Here is an 18603-nt window from a genome sequence, read left to right as displayed (position 1 = left end):
GCTACCTCACTTGGGCCCGAGGGTGGCCAGCGCCTTGCGCAGCACCGCGGAGGTGTCGAGGTCGCCGCCGCCGTTGGACAGCACGGTTTCCACGGTCTGGTCGGCCTGCTTGGCGGAGAAGCCCAGCCCGACGAGAGCCTCGGAGACCTCGCTGCGGACCCGGCCGCGGTCGACGGTTGCAGTCGGTTCGACCGTGGTCCCCGCGACGACGCCGACCTTGTCGCGCAGTTCGAGGATCAGCCGCTCGGCGCTCTTCTTACCGATGCCCGGGACCTGGGTGAGCACGGTGAGGTTGCCGTCGGCGAGGGCCGTGCACAGCTGTTCCGGCGAGAGCACCGCGAGGGTCGCCAGGGCCAGCCGGGGACCGACGCCGGAGGCCGTCTGCAGCAGTCCGAACAGGTCGCGGGCCTCGGCGTCGGCGAATCCGTAGAGGGTCAGCGAGTCCTCGCGCACGATCAGCGAGGTCCACAGCCGGGTCTCCTCACCTCGCCGCAGGCCGGCGAGGGTGGACGGGGTGGCGTGCACCGCCATGCCGACGCCACCGACCTCGACCACGGCGTGGTCGAGGCCGATCGACAGCACCGGTCCGCGCACCGTGGAGATCATCGGGTCTTGCCTCCTGTGTCGGGAGCGGCCTGCTTCTGCCGGCCCGCTCGCTTCTCCTGCGCCGCTTTGAGCTTCGCGCGATGGTTGCGCGCCATTTCGGCGGCTCGCGCCTCCGCCTGCGCCAGCCGGTCCATCATCGGCGCCCGCCACAGGTGGCAGACGGCCAGGGCCAGCGCGTCGGCGGCGTCGGCCGGTTTCGGCGCCTCGGCCAGCCCGAGGATCTTGGTGATCATCGTGGTGACCTGCTTCTTGTCAGCCCGGCCCGAACCGCTGATCGCGGCCTTGACCTCGCTCGGCGTGTGGAAGGCGACCGGCAGACCGCGGCGCGCGGCGGCGAGCGCCACCACGCCGGAGACCTGCGCGGTTCCCATCACGGTGCGCACGTTGTGCTGGCTGAACACCCGCTCGATGGCCACGACCTGCGGTTCGTGGAGGTCCATCCACCGCTCGACCTCGGTGGAGACGGTCATCAGCCGCGAGGCGAGCTCGTCCTCCTGCGGACTGCGCGCCACGCCGACGGCCACGCACGCGACCGAGCGCCCCTTGCCGCCGTCGACCACGCCGAGCCCGCAACGGGTCAACCCCGGGTCGACTCCCAACACGCGCACGACGCCACCCACCAAGCCGAAAGAACACTCGTTCGAACCCTAACGAACCCGACCTCACGAACCACACCCGACACGCCCTCCCCATCACCCGGGAGAGTGGGGTATTCGAATTTCGCGCGAAATTCGAGTCCCGAAGATCCCGTTCAAATTTCGCGCGAAATTCGAATACCCGGCGCGCCCAGCCTCGAGAGGTGCGGGGACGTCCGAGGTCAGGGGCCGTCTACGCCCGGGGTCCAGGATTCGGGGAGGCCGGAGTCGGTGAGGATCGGCTGGTACTCGCGGAAGCCGCCGGGGGCGTCGGGCTGCCAGGGGAACTTGGCGTCATCCGGGCTGGACGCGATGAGCTGCACCGCCGGGAAATCCGGTCCGCTGTAGACCAGGAACGCCGAGCCGAGGTACTCCGGGTAGTGCTGGAGCGCGACCTTCTCGAAGGTCACCGGGCAGCCCTGCAGGAAGCCCTCGTAGAGCTGACCGGGCTGGAAGCGCTCGCCCTGCCCCGCCCGCTGCACGTAGGTGTTGACCACCGAGTGCGCGACCTCCTGCGGAAGCCCGATCACCACGACCTCGGGCTTGCCGAAGCGGCGCCACGCGCCGACCGAGAAGGCGTAGGCCGGGCCGCTGTCGTCCCCGGCGACGTGCATGACCGCGGCGCCGTGCTGCTCCGCGGTGTTGACCATCCACTTGCGCAGTGATTCATCGGTGTCGACCACGGCGCCATTCTGCACGTCAACGCAAGAACCGCTCCCGCCGACGCCCCATTTCGCGGGCGTCGAGGGGAGCGGTTCGCGCACTTGATGGTCCGTGTGCGAGCGGCGCAGCCGCGAGGCGGAAGAACCACCCCCGCAACTCGCGCCGCCGAGCAGAAGACCAGCGATCAGGCGTTGACCTCGGCCATGACCGAGTCGCTGACGTCGAAGGCCGCGTAGACGTTCTGCACGTCGTCGCAGTCCTCGAGGGCGTCGATCAGCTTGAAGATCTTGCGCGCGCCCTCGGCGTCGAGCTCGACGTTGACCGAGGCCAGGAAGTTGGTCTCCGCCGAGTCGTACTCGATGCCTTCGGCCTGCAGCGCCTTGCGGACGTCGACGACGTCCGAGGCGTCGGACAGGATCTCGTAGCTCTCGCCGAGGTCGTTGATCTCCTCGGCGCCCGCCTCCAGGACGGCCGCGAGCACGTCGTCCTCGCTGAGGCCGTTCTTCGGCAGCAGCACCACGCCGCGACGGGTGAACAGGTACGCGACCGAGCCCGCGTCGGCCATCGAGCCGCCGTTGCGGGTCATGGCGGTGCGAACCTCGCCCGCCGCGCGGTTGCGGTTGTCGGTCAGGCACTCCACCAGCACGGCGACGCCGTTGGGGCCGTAACCCTCGTACATGATCGTCTGCCAGTCGGCGCCGCCGGCCTCTTCGCCACCTCCGCGCTTGCGCGCGCGCTCGACGTTGTCCATCGGGACCGAGTTCTTCTTGGCCTTCTGGATCGCGTCGTAGAGGGTCGGATTGCCCTCGGGGTCACCGCCGCCGGTGCGGGCCGCGACCTCGATGTTCTTGATCAGCTTCGCGAAGAGCTTGCCGCGCTTGGCATCGACGGCGGCCTTCTTGTGCTTGGTGGTGGCCCACTTGGAGTGGCCGCTCATCTCTCCTCCGTCTTTCCACGCCCGCGACGGATATCACCGCCCGCGGACGATCCGTACGAAATAGCGGTGCACCCGCTCGTCCCCCTCGACCAGTTCCGGGTGGAAGGCCGTGGCGAGCACCGCTCCCTGCTGAACCGCGACGATCCTACCGGCGAGGCCTTCGCGCTCGGTGGCGTCGGGGGCGGTGGCGTCGTCGAGCCCCTCGGGCACCGTGGCCAGGACCGACACGCCGGAGCCGATTTTCTCGACCCACGGCGCGCGGATGAACACCGCGTGGATCGGGTCGGAGATCCCCTGGAAGTCGAGGTCGGTCTCGAAGGAGTCGACCTGCCTGCCGAAGGCGTTCCGGCGCACGACGACGTCCAGCGCGCCCAGCGGGCGGACCGCTGCGGCCCTGTCGTCGTCAACGCTGGTGGCCAGCATGATCATTCCCGCGCAGGAGCCGTAGGCGGGCAGGCCGTCGGCCAGCCGCGCGCGCAGCGGTTCGTAGAGCTCGAAGGTGTCCAGCAGCCGGGTCATGGTGGTCGACTCACCGCCGGGCAGCACGATGCCGTCGACGGCGTCGAGCTCCTCGACCCGCCGGACCGGGATCGCCTGCGCGCCGCCGCGCTCGAGCGCGGCCAGGTGCTCGGCCACTCCCCCTTGCAACGCCAGAACACCGATGACGGGTTGACCCATCGTTGCCCCTCCTACCCCTGGAACAGGTGCGAGCGGTGCGGGTCCTGAGACGCCGCCCGGAGTCCGGACGGCGTCTCAGGTTCGGCTACCCGCACCGCCGAGCGAAACGACCGCGGAAGACGGATCCGGAGCTCACCAGCCGCGGCCGGCGAGGCGGTCCTTGTCGGAGAGGTCGTCGATGTTGATGCCCACCATGGCCTCGCCGAGACCGCGCGAGACCTTCGCGAGGACGTCCGGGTCGTCGTAGAACGTGGTGGCCTTGACGATGGCCTCGGCGCGCTTGGCCGGGTCGCCGGACTTGAAGATGCCGGAGCCGACGAACACGCCCTCGGCGCCGAGCTGACGCATCATCGCCGCGTCGGCGGGGGTGGCGATGCCGCCCGCGGTGAACAGCACGACCGGCAGCTCACCGGTGCGCGCGACCTCGCGGACCAGCTCGACCGGTGCGCGCAGCTCCTTGGCGGCGACGTAGAGCTCGTCGACCTCCAGGGTGGACAGCCGGCGCATGTCGGCGCGGATCTGGCGCATGTGCCGGGTGGCCTCGACGACGTTGCCGGTGCCGGCCTCTCCCTTGGAGCGGATCATCGACGCGCCTTCGGCGATCCGGCGCAGCGCTTCGCCGAGGTTGGTCGCACCGCAGACGAACGGCACCGTGAAGGCCCACTTGTTGATGTGGTTGACCTCGTCGGCGGGGGTGAGCACCTCGGACTCGTCGATGTAGTCGACGCCGAGCGACTGCAGCACCTGGGCCTCGACGAAGTGTCCGATGCGAGCCTTGGCCATCACCGGGATGGACACCGAGTTGACGATGCCCTCGATCATGTCCGGATCGGACATCCGGGCCACGCCGCCCTGCACGCGGATGTCGGCGGGCACGCGTTCGAGCGCCATGACCGCGACCGCTCCGGCCTGCTCGGCGATCTTGGCCTGCTCGGGGGTGACCACGTCCATGATCACGCCGCCCTTGAGCATCTCGGCCATGCCCCGCTTCACGCCGTCCGTGCCGGTGGGAGCGGTGTCCGCTGCGCTAGTCAACTTTGATCTTCCTTCACGTTCCGGAGGTGTTCCCGCAACCAACCTAGCCACGAACTGGACCACCGCAACGGTCCACTCAGCCCCGATTTCAGTAGTCCACTTCACGCTCGGGTCCCCCAGGCGCGGCCTTGCACGAGCACACCACCGGGTGTGTGATCGGAGACACATCTCTGGCCGTCCGGGTAGCGCAGGAGCTCGCCATGGGAAGCAAACAAGCCGGCACAGTGGCTGGGCCGGGTGCACCGGCCCCTTCAGATCCCGCTCAGATCCGCAACGTCGTCCTGGTCGGCCCTTCCGCGGCCGGCAAGACCACGCTCGTCGAGGCCCTGCTGGAGGCCACCTCCGCGATTCCCCGGCCCGGCGCGGTCACCGAGGGCACCACGGTGTGCGACCACGAACCGGCCTCGATCGACCAGCAGCGCTCCATCGCGCTGTCCATCGCCCCGGTCCAGCACGGGGACACCAAGATCAACCTGATCGACACGCCCGGCTACGCCGATTTCGTCGGCGAGCTGCGCGCGGGCCTGCGCGCTGCCGACGCGGCGCTGTTCGTGGTGGCCGCGACCGAGGGCGTCGACGCGGCGACCCGCGCGATCTGGCACGAGTGCGCGGCGGTGGGGATGCCGCGCGCGGTGGTCATCTCGCGGCTCGACCAACCGCGCGCTGACTTCGACACCGCACTGCTGACCTGCCAGGACGCCTTCGGAGAAGGCGTCCTTCCGCTGTACCTGCCGCACCTGGAAGGCGGCGAGCCGACCGGACTGGTCGGACTGGTCACCGAGAGCATCTACCAGAACGGCGAGGTCCGGCCCGCCGACGAGGCCCTCCGCGCCGAGGTAGAGCAGCCGCGCGGTGAGCTGATCGAAGCGATCATCGCCGAGAGCGAGGACGAATCGCTGATGGACCGCTACCTCGCGGGCGAGCAGATCGACGAGGACACGCTGATCGGCGACCTGGAGACGGCGGTGGCGCGCGGCGGACTGCACCCCGTGCTGCCGGTGTCGGGGCTGACCGGCCTCGGCATCCCCGAGGTCCTCGACGGCATCCGGCGCGGCTTCCCCTCGCCGCTGGAGCACCAGCTGCCCGAGTTCACCGACCCGCAGGGCGGCAACCCGCGCCTGCTCACGCCCGATCCGGACGGGCCGCTGGCCGCCGAGGTCGTGCACACCTCCGTCGACTCCTACGTCGGACGGGTCTCGCTGGCCAGGGTCTTCTCCGGCACGATGCGTCCCGAACGGCCGGTGCACGTCTCCGGGCACGGCATGGCCGAGCGCGGCCACCCCGACCACGACGAGGACGAACGCGTCGCCCACCTGTACTCCCCGCTGGGAGCGACCCTGCGGGAGGTGCCGCAGTGCGTGGCGGGCGACCTGTGCGCGCTGACCAAGGTCGGCTCGGCGGAGACCGGTGACACGCTCTCCGACCCGTCCGACCCGCTGCTGCTCACCCCGTGGCCGATGCCCGAACCGCTGCTGCCGATCGCGGTCACCGCCCACAACCGCAGCGACGAGGACGCCCTGGCCCGCAACCTCAACCGGCTCATCGCCGCCGACCCGAGCCTGCGCCTGGAACGCGACAGCGAGACCCACCAGCTGGTCCTGTGGTGCATGGGCGAGGCGCACGCCGACGTCGTCCTGCAGCGGCTGCGCGAAGGCGGCGCGGAGGTGGACACGGTTCCGGTGCGGGTCGCGCTGCGGCAGACCTTCACCAAGCAGGCCAAGGGGCACGGGCGGCACGTCAAGCAGTCCGGCGGGCACGGCCAGTACGCGGTGTGCGACCTGGAGGTCGAACCGCTGCCCGCGGGTTCCGGCGTGGAGTTCACCGAGAAGGTGGTGGGCGGTGCGGTGCCGCGCCAGTTCATCCCCAGCGTCGAGAAGGGGGTGCGCGCTCAGCTGGAGAAGGGCATCACCGAGGGCTGCCCGATCGTCGACGTCCGGGTCACGCTGGTCGACGGCAAGGCGCACAGCGTCGACTCCTCCGACGCCGCGTTCCAGGCCGCCGGCGCTCTGGGGGTGAAGGCAGCGGCCGAGCAGGCGGGCCTGACCACGCTCGAACCCGTCGACGAGGTCGCCGTGCACATCCCCGACGAGCACCTGGGCGCGATCCTCGGGGACCTGTCGAGCCGCCGGGGCAAGGTCGTGGGCACCGAGCCCGAGGACGGCGGGTGGACGGTCGTGCGCGCGCACGTCCCGGCCAGCGAGCTGATCCGCTACACGGTCAACGTCCGCTCCCTGACCTCGGGCAGCGCGACCTTCACACGGCACTTCGAGAGCTACGAACCGGTGCCGGACGGTCTCGTGCCCAAGTGAGGGCGACGTTCCGCGGCCCCGGTCACGCCTTCGAGGAGACGTGGACCGCGTGGAGGCGTTGGGCGATGGTGATCAGGGTCAGCGCCGCGAGGAGCCAGATGGCGACGTCCAGGACGTGGGGGACGCCGAGCCCGTGCAGGCCCGCGCCGGTGAGGATGATCAGGAAGCGCTCGGCCCGCTCGGCGATGCCGCCGTCGGCCCGGAGGCCGTTGGCCTCGGCCCTGGCCTTGATGTAGGAGATCACCTGGGCTCCTGCCAGGCAGATCAGCAGGCCCAGGCCTCGATCCCGATCGACGTCGACGACCAGCGCCCACCAGACCAGCGATCCGAACAGGACGCCGTCGACGATGCGGTCGCAGCTGGCGTCCAGCACTGCCCCGAAGCGGGTGACGCGACCGCCGACCCGGGCCATCGCGCCGTCGAGGATGTCGAAGAGCAGGAAGATCGCGGTCACCACGGTGCCGACGAACAGCTCACCGCGCGGGAAGAACCACAGCGCCGACGCCACCGAGGCAACGGTCCCGACGACCGTCACCGCGTTCGGCGTCAGGCCGATGCGGACCAGGCCTAGCCCGATCGGATTGGTCAGCCGGGACAGGGACGCCCGCGCGAAGATGTTGAGCATGTGCCTTCAGGTGCCAGCGGTGGTGTGCAGTGACGTCCGCGCACGATGCGCGCTGTTGCAGGTTAACCGGGTCTGGATCGGCTCCGACCGCTGGTGTGACGTCTCCCGGACCGGAAGGTGACCCCTGCCACATCCAGGAATGGTTGAAGCTTCAACCTAGTTGGGCCATGGTGAGAGCAACGCACACCAACAACACTCTTGGAGGCACGCGACCATGACGGCCACCGCGCAGATCCCCGGCTACACCACCGGCACCTGGGACATCGACCCCGTGCACTCGGACATCCTGTTCTCGGTGCGCCACATGGGCGTCGGCAAGTCCCGGGGTCGCTTCGGCTCCTTCTCCGCCGAGATCGTCACCGCCGAGGACCCGCTGCAGTCGTCGGTCACGGCGACCATCGACGTCTCGTCGATCGACACCCGCAACGCCGATCGCGACGCCCACGTGCGCAGCGCCGACTTCTTCGACGCCGAGCAGCACCCGACCGCGACCTTCCGCTCCACCGGCATCCGCCAGGACGGCGAGGACTTCCTGATCGACGGTGAGTTCACGCTCAAGGGCGTCACCAAGCCGGTCACCCTCACCACCGAGCTCAACGGCTTCTCCGAGAACCTGCTGGGCATCTCGGCCACCACCACCATCAACCGCACCGACTTCGGTGTCGGCCAGCCCGGCGGCGCCGTCGTCGGCGAGAAGATCACCATCACCCTGGACATCGAAGCCCAGCTCCGCGCCTGATCCCCCTCAAAATGAGAAGAGCAGGACCGGCACCCACCGGCCCTGCTCTTCTCATTTTGCCTGGACGATCTTGAGGTGGGCGGCGGTAGCCGCTGCTTCAAGTGCGGGACTCAACCGGCACCGCCGCGGGTTCTGACACGTCTTCTGGGGAGGACAGCCGCAGCGCCGCGTATTCGACATACTCAAGTCGCGGATCCCGGAGCCAGAAGGCGTGTCAGGTTCCGCCACCCCGCACCGCCACGCAGAACGAGCCCGTAGAAACGTCCTACTCAACCCAGGCGTCGGACAGTAGTTTCCAGGTTTCTCCTAGGAGCTGCGGCAACACCTTGGTGTGGCCGATGACCGGCATGAAGTTGGAGTCGCCGCCCCAGCGCGGCACCACGTGCTGGTGCAGGTGCGCGGCGATGCCGGCACCGGCCACCGGCCCCTGGTTGAGGCCGATGTTGAAGCCGTGCGGCGCGGAGATCTTGCGGATCACCCGCATCGCGCGCTGCGTGTACTCGGCGACCGCGACCGTCTCCTCGGCGGTGAGCTCGGTGTAGTCCGCGACGTGCCGGTAGGGCAGCACCATGAGGTGTCCCGGGTTGTACGGGTACAGGTTGAGGATCGCGAACACGAGCTCGCCGCGGGCCACGATCAGCGAATCCGAGTCGGGCTGACCGGAATCGAGCAGTCGGCAGAACGGGCAGCCATCGCTGTCGTCGCCGTCCGGCTTGTTCTCGCCCTGGATGTAGACCATCCGGTGCGGGGTCCACAGGCGCTGCAGCGCGTCGTCGACCCCCGCACCCTCCTGCCGCGTCAGCTCGACGCCCTCGGGACCGCTCACGCCTGACCCTCTGCCTCGTGCTGGACACCCGCTTCCGGTCGGCTCGCTCGAGCGCGGGAGTGGTGAGTGCTGCTCATGACGCCTCCCCGGCGAAGTTCTCGGCGTTCGGCGAGGCGTTCTCGCGCCGCTGCACCCAGTCGACCAGCGCGGTGACCGCGTCGTCGACGGGGACGCCGTTGATCTGCGAGCCGTCCCGGAACCGGAACGACACCGCGTCGGCCTCGACGTCCTTGCCACCGGCGAGCAGCAGGAACGGGACCTTCTGCGTGGTGTGGTTGCGGATCTTCTTCTGCATCCGGTCGTCGCTGGTGTCGATGTCGACCCGGATCCCCTTGGCGCGCAACGCCTGACGCACCTTCTGCAGGTGCTCGACGTGCTCGTCGGCGATCGGGATGCCCACCGCCTGCACCGGCGCCAGCCAGGCCGGGAACGCGCCCGCGTAGTGCTCGGTGAGCACGCCGAAGAAGCGCTCGATGGAGCCGAACAGCGCGCGGTGGATCTTGATCGGCCGCTGCTTGCCGCCGTCCGGGCCGGTGTACTCCAGGTTGAACAGCTCCGGCAGGTGGTAGTCGACCTGGATGGTCGACATCTGCCAGCTGCGGCCCAGCGCGTCCTTGGCCTGCACGGAGATCTTCGGGCCGTAGAAGGCCGCGCCGCCCGGGTCGGGGACGAGCTCCAGCCCGGAGGATTCGGCGGCCTCGCGCAGCGCTTCGGTGGCGACCTCCCAGCTCTCGTCGTCACCCACGTACTTCTCCTCGTTGCGGGTGGACAGCTCGAGGTAGAAGTCGTCGAGGCCGTAGTCGCGCAGCAGGTCCAGCACGAAGCCCAGCAGCGACTTGAGCTCGTCCTGCAGCTGGTCGGGCATGCAGTAGATGTGCGCGTCGTCCTGGGTCATGCCGCGCACGCGGGTCAGGCCGTGCACCACGCCGGACTTCTCGTAGCGGTAGACCGACCCGAACTCGAACAGCCGCAGCGGCAGCTCGCGGTAGGAGCGCCCGCGCGAGCGGAAGATCAGGTTGTGGAACGGGCAGTTCATCGGCTTGAGGTAGTAGTCCACCCCGGGCTTGCGCAGCTCACCGTTGGCGTCGCGTTCCTCGTCGAGGTGCATCGCCGGGAACATGCCGTCCTTGTACCAGTCGAGGTGACCGGAGGTCTTGAACAGCGTCTCCTTGGTGATGTGCGGGGTGTTGACGAACTCGTAGTCCGCCTCCTCGTGCCGCTTGCGGGAGTAGTCCTCCAGCTCGCGGCGGATGATGCCGCCCTTGGGGTGGAACACCGGCAGACCGGAGCCGATCTCGTCCGGGAAGGAGAACAGGTCCAGCTCGGCACCGAGGCGGCGGTGGTCGCGGCGCTCGGCCTCGGCGATCCACTCCAGGTGCTCGTCGAGCTTCTCCTTGGACTCCCACGCGGTGCCGTAGACGCGCTGGAGCTGCTGCTTGCTCTGATCGCCGCGCCAGTAGGCGGCGGCCACGCGCATCAGCTTGAACGCGGGGATGAACCGGGTGTGCGGCACGTGCGGGCCGCGGCACAGGTCGCCCCAGACGCGCTCGCCGTGCCGGTCGATGTTGTCGTAGACGGTCAGCTCACCGCCGCCGACCTCCATGATCTCGGAGGTGTCCACCGCGTCGTCAGCGGACTTGAGGTCGACCAGTTCCAGCTTGTACGGCTCGTTCGCCAGCTCTTCCCTGGCGGCCTCGACGGAGTCCAGGCGGCGGCGGGAGAACTTCTGGCCGGACTTGAGGATCTGCTTCATGCGCTTCTCCAGCGCCTGCAGGTCCTCCGGGGTGAACGGCTTGTCGACGTCGAAGTCGTAGTAGAAGCCGTCCTTGACCGGCGGGCCGATGCCCAGCTTGGCGTCCGGGAACAGGTTCTGCACCGCCTGCGCGAGCACGTGCGCGGCGGAGTGGCGGATGACGCTGCGGCCGTCGTCGGTCTCAGCGGCGACCGCCTCGACCTCGACGTCGGACTCCGGCGCCCAGTCCAGGTCGCGCAGGTCGCCGTCGGCGTCGCGGACCACCACGATCGCGTCCGGGCCCTTCGACGGCAGCCCCGCCTCGGCGACGGCCGCACCCGCGGTAGTGCCCGCCGGAACCTTCACCCGGGGTGCTTGCTGGGCGTGGGAAGGCTGTACGGACACGATCACTCCTAGACTGGGCCGGTTCACCGGCGCGGACACGCTTCGCCACCCGATGCTATCGGTGGCCACCAATTCGTTAACCCCCAGCCCACGCCCTTGACGAGGGGTCCTGTGGTGACCTTGCCCGCCGGTGCGGGCGGCGGGAGCCGCGCAGGTCGTCGTCGCCGCTCGCGGCAGGTCGGGAGCCGCTCACTCGGGCTCGGCGACGAGCTCTTCGAGCTCCAGGGCGGACACCCGCTCACCTGCGAACGGGCCGATCGCCGCGCGCACTCCCAGGGCGTGCAGCCGCTCGGCCTGCAGCTCGTCGTGGACGCCTCCGGCGACCACCGGCAGGTCCATCAGCTCGGCCGCTCCGGTCGTCGCGCCGAGCAGGTGCTCGTCCAGCGGATCGGGCCCCTCGGGGTCGGCGAACCCGTCCAGGTGCGGGCCGTCAATGCGCACCCCGAACAGCGGCAGGCCGCGCAGCCGGGCGACGCGCGTGCAGTCGTCGCCGAACTGGTAGACGACCAGCCGGATCCCCATCTCGGCGAAGATCTCGACGGTGTCCACCGCGTCGCCCTGGTGGTCGAACAACGCCGATTCGGGCATGCCCAGCGCCAGCGACCGCGCTGGCAGGCCCGTCTCGCGCAGGATGCGCTGCACGTCGTTGACCAGCTCGGGGTCGCGGCAGTGCCGGTGCGAGAGGTTCATCGCCGCGACCGGGGCGCGCTCGCCGAAGCGCTCCGTCCAGCGCGCCGCGTGCCTGCACACCTCCCCCAGCGCCCAGCTGCCGAGCCGGGTGATCAGCCCGGTCTCCTCGGCCAGGTCGAGGAACGACTCCTGCCCGAGCTCCCCGAAATCCGGGTGGTCCCAGCGGATGTCCGCGGCAGCCGCGTACAGCGAGCGGTCGTCCAGCAGCCGCATCGGCTCGTACTCGACGAACAGCTCCCCCTGCTCCAGGGCGGCGGGCAGGGCCGCCGAGAGCCGGAAGCGGTCGCGGGCCTCGGCGTTGAGCGCGGCGTCGAAGAGCACCCACTGGGCGCGGCCGTCCTGCTTGGCCCTGTAGAGGGTGATGTCGGCGTCGCTCAGCAGCGACTCGGCGTCGGTGCCGATCACCGGGCGTTCGACGATGCCGACGCTGGCCGAGGCCGACAGCTCGTGCGCGCCGATGCGGGCCGGCCGGGTGACCTCGGCGAGCATCTTCTCCACCTGCCCGACCAGTCCGGCGGCGCCGTCGGTGTCGGGCACCAGCACCACGAACTCGTCACCGCCCATCCGCGCGGCCAGCGCGCCGAACTCGGCGGTCAGCGCCTGCAGGCGCTGCGCGACCGCGCGCAGCAGCTGGTCGCCGACCGGGTGCCCGAGGCTGTCGTTGACGGCCTTGAATCCGTCGAGGTCGAAGAAGCACAGTCCGACCCGGCGGCCCGGCGTGGACGGTTCCAGCGCGCGTTCCATGCTGGTCTGCAGCTGGGTGCGGTTGGGCAGCCCGGTCAGCGGGTCGTGCACGGCCTGGCGCCGGAACTGCTCCTGGAGCATGTGCCGGTCGGTGATGTCCTCGTAGAGCATCACCAGGTAGTCGGGCGCCCCGTTGGCGTCGCGCACCAGCGAGGCCGACAGCTGGGTCCAGATGTGCGAGCCGTGCTGCTCGGTGAAGCGGATCTCCAGCTGGTAGCGGTCGACCTCGCCGCGAACCAGGTCGGCGTTGGCCACCGCGAGCTCGCCGATCCACGACGTGTCGGCCACGTCGAAGATCGTCCGGCCCACCAGCGACTCGCTGCCGAGCCGGAAGATCCTGTTCATGGAGGGGTTGATCTGGTCGATGACGCCGTCGAGCGTGACGATCGCGATCCCGAGGGCGGAGGAGACGAACACCGCCCGCGACCGCGCCTCCGACGCCCGCAACGCCTCCTCGGCGGCGTCCCGGGCGTCGAGCACGGACTGCTTGATGATCTCCTGCTCGTCGAGGGTCTGCTCGCGCAGCGCCCCCGCGAAGCCCGATCCGACCGCGCCAAGCACGTCGACCAGCCTGGCCTGGCCCACCTCGCGGTGGGCCGGCAGCGCAGTGGCCAGGTGGTTGAGCGTCTTGTGCACGACGACGGGGTTGGTGAAGTGCACGTCGACGAGGCGCGAACCGACCCGGCGCGCGGACTCCAGCGGTCCGTCGCAGGCGGCGAGCACGTCCTCGAAGCACTTCGCCAGGAACGCCTCGATCTCGGGACGGCCCATCGCCACGTAGCTGGTGTGGATGATCTCGCGCGTCCACTGCGCAACCACGTGGTGACGTTCCTCCTCGTCGGAGGCTCCCTCGGATTCAGGCATCGCTCACACCTTCTGCCCGGCGTCGCCGGTCGCATCGCACCCGCGTCCTGGCCCGGACGGGGTGAAGTCGGTGATCAGTTTGGCGATCCCGCCACGACCTCGCACGACGACGGGCTCTCAGACCTTGCGGCCCACCAGGCCGTAGACGATGGTCTCCTCGGGGTGCTCGCCGACGTCCTCGGGCGAGTCCGGGTGCCACTCGGAGACGTAGACCACGCCGGGATCGACGAGTTCGAAGTCGGAGACCAGCTCGGCGACCTCGGCGCGGGTGCGCAGGGTGACCGGGTTGGTGCTGTTCTCGTAGAGCTTGACCAGGCCCTGCACGCCTTCCGGGAACTCCTCCCCGGTGACGTGCGAGAAGCCCAGGTAGCTGCCGGGGGCGAGCTTGTCGTGGTACCGGCCGATGATCTCCCGCGGCTTGGCGCTCTCGGGGACGAAGTGCACCAGCGCCACCATCATCACCGCGACCGGTTGCGAGAAGTCCAGCAGGCGCTGGGTTTCCGGGGATTCCAGGACGTCGTCGACGTCGCGCAGATCGGCCTGCACAATCGTGGCGTTCTCGTTGCCGTTCAGGATCGAGCGGCTGTGCGCGACGGCGACCGGCTCGTTGTCCACGTAGACCACGCGGGCCTGCGGGTCCACGGCGTGCACGATCTCGTGCACGTTGCCTGCGGTCGGGATTCCCGATCCGATGTCGAGGAACTGCCGGATGCCCTGGTCGAGGCAGTAGCGCACCGCGCGGCGCAGGAACGCGCGGTTGTTCAGCGCGACCTCCTTGACGTTGGGCACCACGTCCAGGACCTTGTTCGCGAGTTCGCGGTCCACGGCGAAGTTGTGCGCGCCGCCTAAGTAGAAGTCGTAGCAGCGGGCGGCGCTGGGCTTGTCCAGGTCGACGCCTTCGGCCAGCCAATCGGGTCTCTGGTCCATAGAATCCAGCCTCCTGCACTCGGTTTGGTCGTTCAGGCACCCGAAACGGTGATCGAGAAGGCCATCGTAGGTGTCACGCCCCGCGTTCGGCCATGCGCCCGGAGTGGGGTAGCCAGAACGCTCACGTGCTCGGCCCTTTCGTGGAATCCGCCGGGAACTTCGGGTTTTTCGAGCATCATCGGCTCATCGCGCGCCGCCCACGAGATCGACGACCTCCGTCGCCGAAACCCGATCGCTGACATGCGGCCCCTGGAACAGAGCGACACCGATCTCCCCCAACCGACGCGCCTGCTCCGCACTCGTCACACCTGTGGCCAGCACCGGCAGGTCCATCAGCCGCGCCGCGCCGACCGCGCTGCGCACCAGGTACTCGCTGAGCGGCTCCGGGCCGCCGGGGTCGGCCAGCCCCTGGATGTGCGGCCCGTCGATGAGCACCCCGGCCAGCGGCAGGTCCTTGAGCCGGTCCACCCGGGTGTGGTCCGAGCCGAACTCGTGCACGAACAGGCGGATCCCCATCTCCGCGAAGATCTCCACGGTGTCCACCGCGTCGCCCTGGTAGTCGAACAGCGCCGACTCCGGGAGGCACAGCACCAGCGACTCCGCGGGAAGCCCGGTGGTCTCCAACGCCTCCCGCAGGTCGCGGACCAGCTCCGGGTCGCGGCAGTGCCGGGCCGACAGCGTCACCGCCAGCAGCGGCGCGTGCTCCCCGAGCTCGCGCACCCACCGCGCGGCGTGCCTGCCGGCCTGCTCCAGCGTCCAGCCGCCCAGCCGGGTGATCAGGCCGGTTTCCTCGGCGAGGCCGAAGAACCGGTCCGACCCCAGTTCGCCGAACTCGTCGTGGTCCCAGCGAACGTTGGCCATCACGGCGAGGACGTCGCCGGTCTCCGCGTCGGCGACCGGGTCGTACTCCACGAACAGCTCGTTCTTCTCCAGCGCCGAGGGCAGCGCCGCCGACAGCCGGAAGTTCTCGTGCGCCACCGCGTTTCGCTCGGCGTCGAAGAGCACCCACAGCGCGCGGCCGTCGCGTTTGGCCCGGAACAGCGTGATGTCGGCGTCGCGCAGCAGCGAACCGGTGTCGGTGCCGACCACCTCCCGCTCGACGATGCCGGCGCTGGCCGAGGCGGCGAGCTCGTGCGCGCCGATCCACATCGGCTTGGTGATCTCGCGCAGCAACCGCTCGACCAGTTCGGTCACCCGGGTGGCGTCGTAGGAGTCGGGGATGACCACGGCGAACTCGTCGCCGCCGGTGCGCGCCACCACGGCGCTCTCCTGCGCGGCCAGGGATTGCAGCCGGCGGGCGACCTCGCGCAGCATCCGGTCGCCGATGCTGTGGCCGAGGCTGTCGTTGACGGCCTTGAAGCCGTCCAGGTCGAACAGGCACAGGCCGACCCGGCGGCCCGGGTAGACGGGGGTGAGCGCGGCGTCGATGCAGGATTCGAGCTGGGCGCGGTTGGCCAGCCCGGTCAGCGGGTCCTGGACGGCTTGGCGGCGGAACTGTTCCTGGAGCATGTGCCGGTCGGTGATGTCCTCGTAGAACACCACCAGGTGGTCGGGTTCGCCCCGTTGGTCCCGGACCAGCGACGCCGTCATCCGGGTCCACACCTGGGCGCCGTCGGTGGTGGTGAAGCGGGCGTCGAGGTTCACCCGCTCGTTCGCCCCGTCCGCGAGGTCGGCGAGCGCACCGGTGAGCTCGGGCCGCCACCGGTCGTCGACCAGCGCCAGCACCGAGGCGCCGGTCAGCTCGTCCTCGGTGAGGCCGAACATGCGGCGCAGGGCTCCGTTGTTCTCCTCGATCGCACCCGTGGTGCTGACCGCGGCGACTCCCATGGTCGAATCGTGGAACAGCGCCCGCGAACGGGCGGGGAGGTCTCGGCCGGATCGCTCCACGGAGCCGCCGACCGCGCGCAGCTCCTCGCCGAAGCCCGCGGCGAGGCGGCCGAGGGCGGCCACGATCCGGTCCGGTGGAACCTCGGGCACCAGTCGGGGCAGTTCGGCGGCCAGCAGCTTCAGGGTGCCGGGCAGGACCATGGGGTTGCCGGGGTGCAGCGGCAGCAGCGCCGCGCCCGCGTTGCCGGCCTCGCCCGCTCGGTCGGGGCAGGCCAGCTCGCCGAGCAGGTGCTCCAGGCAGGTGCTCAGCAGTTCATCGACGTCGCCGCGGCGCAGCGGCGCGTAGCTGTTGAGCGCGATCTCGCGCTTCCACCGCTGGATGAACTCGTGGCGATCCACCCTGGTGATCACGGTTCGACTCCGTCGGCGCTCCGGTGCGGCGTTCGACGCACTCGCCCACCCTGTCTCGACATTTTGGACACCGCGTGTAACCGGCCCTGCACGTTGAGTACCGACGCGGTTGATCAGTGACCGATCCTACTGTCACTCACCGCGTCCGGTCACGCACTCAGCGCTGATTAAATCAGCCCGCAATGCCCCTTTTGCCCAGGCGGTACTGCGAAAATGATCTTGAGAGGCCGGGTTCGCCGAGGTGGTGGGCGAGATCAGTTATGAGCATTGTCACCAGCCCGCATCGCGGGATCGGGGGTAAGGGCTCCCTAAGCTGGTGGGGATTCCGCGCATGGCCCAGGCCCGGTCCACTACGGGTCCGCTGCCGCGCGGCTTCGCAGTCGAGCGCGCCGAGCCCGGCGCACCCAGGAGGAGAGTGCATGACCCGCCCGTTGCGAGTCGCGATCGTCGGGGCCGGCCCGGCCGGCGTTTACGCCGCCGACATCCTGACCAAGTCCGAGACCCCGGTCGAGATCGACCTGCTGGACCGGATGCCGGCACCCTACGGGCTGATCCGCTACGGCGTGGCGCCCGACCACCCGCGCATCAAGGGCATCATCAACGCGCTGCAGCGCGTGATGGAGAAGCCTGAGATCCGCTTCCTCGGCCACGTCGAGTACGGCGTGGACGTCAAGCTCGAAGATCTGCAGCGCTACTACGACGCGGTGATCTTCTCGACCGGCGCCGACCAGGACCGCCCGCTGGACATCCCGGGCATCGACCTGCCGCACAGCTACGGCGCCGCCGAGTTCGTCTACTGGTACGACGGCTACCCCGAGGCGCCGCGCGACTGGACGCTCGACGGCGAGCAGGTCGCGGTCATCGGCGCGGGCAACGTCGCGCTGGACGTGGCCCGGGTGCTGGCCAAGCAGGCCGACGACCTGCTCAGCACCGAGATCCCGGACAACGTCTACCAGGGCCTGACCAGGTCGACGGTCACCGACGTGCACCTGTTCGCGCGCCGCGGCCCGGCGCAGGCCAAGTTCACCCCGCTGGAACTGCGCGAGCTCGACCACCAGGACGAGGTCGAGATCATCGTGCACCCGGAGGGCTTCGAGCTCGACGAGGCCAGCGAGAAGGAAGCCCAGTCCAACAACCAGGTCAAGACCATCGTCAAGACCCTGCAGGACTGGGCGCTGCGCGACCCGAAGCACAACACCAAGCGCCGCCTGCACCTGCACTTCCTGCGGGCGCCGGTGGAGGTCGTCGGCACCGACCGCGTGGAGGGCTTCAAGGTCGAGGTCATGGAGCTCACCGGCGACGGCAACGTGCGCGGCACCGGCGAGTACGAGACCTACCCGGCCCAGCAGGTCTACCGCGCCGTCGGCTACCTCAGCTCGCCGGTCGCCGATCTGCCCTTCGACACCAAGAAGGGCACGGTGCCCAACGACGGCGGTCGCGTGCTGGACCTCGACGGTGAGCACATCCCCGGCGTCTACACGACCGGCTGGATCAAGCGCGGCCCCGTCGGCCTGATCGGCCACACCAAGGGCGACGCCCTGGAGACGATCAACAACCTGCTGGCCGACCTCGACCAGCTCCCCGAGGCCGAGCAGCCCGACTCCGACAGCATCATCAACGTGCTGGAGGAGCGCGGCATCGAGTACACGACCTGGGAGGGCTGGGGCCGCCTGGACGCCCACGAGAAGTCCCTCGGCGAACCCCACGGCCGCGAACGCATCAAGGTCGTCGCCCGAGACGAGATGGTCAAGATCTCCCGAGCGGACTGACCCTCCCACCAAGAACCAGGAACGCCCCTGCGCCACAAGCGCAGGGGCGTTCCTGCTCACCGCAGCCACCATCCCCCAACAACAGCCCCAACCCGAGCCCCCGATTACGGCAGTAATCCGGGTCCTGATTACGGCAGTAATCCGGGTTTCCACGGAACACCGCCGTAAACAGGGATCCGAT

Annotated in this window: 15 protein-coding genes; 3 read left to right on the top strand and 12 right to left on the bottom strand. The window is 69.7% G+C overall.

What is annotated here, in order from left to right:
• Window positions 1–6: 6 nt before the first annotated feature.
• The 6 genes from ruvA to pdxS form a co-directional block, all read right to left on the bottom strand.
• Entirely contained in the window at window positions 7–606 is a 600-nt protein-coding gene (gene ruvA / locus AB0J78_RS30490; RefSeq protein WP_363795004.1) for a Holliday junction branch migration protein RuvA, read from the bottom strand.
• A complete protein-coding gene (gene ruvC / locus AB0J78_RS30485; protein ID WP_363795002.1) occupies window positions 603–1214 on the bottom strand; it encodes a crossover junction endodeoxyribonuclease RuvC in 612 nt (203 codons plus the stop codon). The genes ruvA and ruvC overlap by 4 nt, the downstream gene beginning before the upstream one ends.
• Window positions 1215–1423: 209 nt before the next feature.
• Window positions 1424–1891, bottom strand: a complete 468-nt coding sequence (locus AB0J78_RS30480; RefSeq protein ID WP_363795084.1) for a DUF4262 domain-containing protein — start codon at window positions 1889–1891, stop codon at window positions 1424–1426.
• 197 nt (window positions 1892–2088) lie between these two features.
• Window positions 2089–2841, bottom strand: coding sequence for a YebC/PmpR family DNA-binding transcriptional regulator (locus tag AB0J78_RS30475; protein WP_363795000.1), 753 nt, complete (start codon window positions 2839–2841; stop codon window positions 2089–2091).
• A gap of 33 nt (window positions 2842–2874) precedes the next feature.
• Window positions 2875–3519 (bottom strand): pyridoxal 5'-phosphate synthase glutaminase subunit PdxT, encoded by a 645-nt coding sequence (gene pdxT / locus AB0J78_RS30470; RefSeq protein WP_363794998.1) that lies wholly within the window; start codon window positions 3517–3519, stop codon window positions 2875–2877.
• Window positions 3520–3651: 132 nt separating this feature from the next.
• Window positions 3652–4554 (bottom strand): pyridoxal 5'-phosphate synthase lyase subunit PdxS, encoded by a 903-nt coding sequence (gene pdxS / locus AB0J78_RS30465; protein WP_363794996.1) that lies wholly within the window; start codon window positions 4552–4554, stop codon window positions 3652–3654.
• A gap of 200 nt (window positions 4555–4754) precedes the next feature.
• Between pdxS and AB0J78_RS30460 the strand changes: the two genes are divergently transcribed.
• Complete coding sequence (locus AB0J78_RS30460; RefSeq protein WP_363794994.1) at window positions 4755–6863, top strand: elongation factor G-like protein EF-G2; 2109 nt, start codon at window positions 4755–4757, stop codon at window positions 6861–6863.
• Between the two features lie 22 nt (window positions 6864–6885).
• On the opposite strand, the gene pgsA is transcribed toward AB0J78_RS30460, so the two are convergent.
• A complete protein-coding gene (gene pgsA / locus AB0J78_RS30455) occupies window positions 6886–7488 on the bottom strand; it encodes a phosphatidylinositol phosphate synthase (protein WP_363794992.1) in 603 nt (200 codons plus the stop codon).
• 214 nt (window positions 7489–7702) lie between these two features.
• On the opposite strand from pgsA, the gene AB0J78_RS30450 reads away from it, so the two are divergent.
• The gene (locus tag AB0J78_RS30450) at window positions 7703–8227 is read left to right on the top strand and encodes a YceI family protein (RefSeq protein ID WP_363794990.1); all 525 of its coding nucleotides are present in this window, start codon (window positions 7703–7705) and stop codon (window positions 8225–8227) included.
• Window positions 8228–8492: 265 nt separating this feature from the next.
• On the opposite strand, the gene AB0J78_RS30445 is transcribed toward AB0J78_RS30450, so the two are convergent.
• The 5 genes from AB0J78_RS30445 to AB0J78_RS30425 form a co-directional block, all read right to left on the bottom strand.
• On the bottom strand, window positions 8493–9053 hold the full coding sequence (locus tag AB0J78_RS30445; RefSeq protein ID WP_363794988.1) for an HIT domain-containing protein: 561 nt from the start codon (window positions 9051–9053) through the stop codon (window positions 8493–8495).
• A gap of 73 nt (window positions 9054–9126) precedes the next feature.
• Window positions 9127–11151 (bottom strand): threonine--tRNA ligase, encoded by a 2025-nt coding sequence (thrS, locus tag AB0J78_RS30440; RefSeq protein ID WP_363795082.1) that lies wholly within the window; start codon window positions 11149–11151, stop codon window positions 9127–9129.
• A gap of 228 nt (window positions 11152–11379) precedes the next feature.
• Window positions 11380–13488: a diguanylate cyclase gene (locus AB0J78_RS30435; protein WP_363794986.1), complete on the bottom strand. Its 2109-nt coding sequence runs from the start codon at window positions 13486–13488 to the stop codon at window positions 11380–11382.
• A gap of 117 nt (window positions 13489–13605) precedes the next feature.
• Entirely contained in the window at window positions 13606–14415 is an 810-nt protein-coding gene (locus AB0J78_RS30430) for an SAM-dependent methyltransferase (RefSeq protein ID WP_363794984.1), read from the bottom strand.
• Between the two features lie 183 nt (window positions 14416–14598).
• Window positions 14599–16653 carry an EAL domain-containing protein gene (locus AB0J78_RS30425; RefSeq protein WP_363794982.1) on the bottom strand — a complete coding sequence of 685 codons (2055 nt, stop codon included), beginning with the start codon at window positions 16651–16653 and terminating at the stop codon, window positions 14599–14601.
• Window positions 16654–17072: 419 nt separating this feature from the next.
• On the opposite strand from AB0J78_RS30425, the gene AB0J78_RS30420 reads away from it, so the two are divergent.
• Window positions 17073–18422, top strand: coding sequence for an FAD-dependent oxidoreductase (locus tag AB0J78_RS30420; protein ID WP_363794980.1), 1350 nt, complete (start codon window positions 17073–17075; stop codon window positions 18420–18422).
• Window positions 18423–18603: the final 181 nt, after the last annotated feature.

The sequence above is a fragment of the Saccharopolyspora sp. NPDC049426 genome (assembly GCF_040676935.1).
GTDB lineage: Bacteria > Actinomycetota > Actinomycetes > Mycobacteriales > Pseudonocardiaceae > Saccharopolyspora.
This window is presented reverse-complemented; position numbering and strand designations above follow the sequence as displayed.

What these genes read in the sequence shown, in the direction of transcription:
- AB0J78_RS30475 (WP_363795000.1), bottom strand. Translation starts at nt 2,841, where the DNA reads ATGAGCGGCCACTCCAAGTGGGCCACCACCAAGCACAAGAAGGCCGCC.
- ruvA (WP_363795004.1), bottom strand. Translation starts at nt 606, where the DNA reads ATGATCTCCACGGTGCGCGGACCGGTGCTGTCGATCGGCCTCGACCAC.
- pdxT (WP_363794998.1), bottom strand. Translation starts at nt 3,519, where the DNA reads ATGGGTCAACCCGTCATCGGTGTTCTGGCGTTGCAAGGGGGAGTGGCC.
- AB0J78_RS30450 (WP_363794990.1), top strand. Translation starts at nt 7,703, where the DNA reads ATGACGGCCACCGCGCAGATCCCCGGCTACACCACCGGCACCTGGGAC.
- AB0J78_RS30420 (WP_363794980.1), top strand. Translation starts at nt 17,073, where the DNA reads ATGACCCGCCCGTTGCGAGTCGCGATCGTCGGGGCCGGCCCGGCCGGC.
- pgsA (WP_363794992.1), bottom strand. Translation starts at nt 7,488, where the DNA reads ATGCTCAACATCTTCGCGCGGGCGTCCCTGTCCCGGCTGACCAATCCG.
- AB0J78_RS30430 (WP_363794984.1), bottom strand. Translation starts at nt 14,415, where the DNA reads ATGGACCAGAGACCCGATTGGCTGGCCGAAGGCGTCGACCTGGACAAG.
- AB0J78_RS30480 (WP_363795084.1), bottom strand. Translation starts at nt 1,891, where the DNA reads ATGGTCAACACCGCGGAGCAGCACGGCGCCGCGGTCATGCACGTCGCC.
- AB0J78_RS30435 (WP_363794986.1), bottom strand. Translation starts at nt 13,488, where the DNA reads ATGCCTGAATCCGAGGGAGCCTCCGACGAGGAGGAACGTCACCACGTG.
- AB0J78_RS30460 (WP_363794994.1), top strand. Translation starts at nt 4,755, where the DNA reads ATGGGAAGCAAACAAGCCGGCACAGTGGCTGGGCCGGGTGCACCGGCC.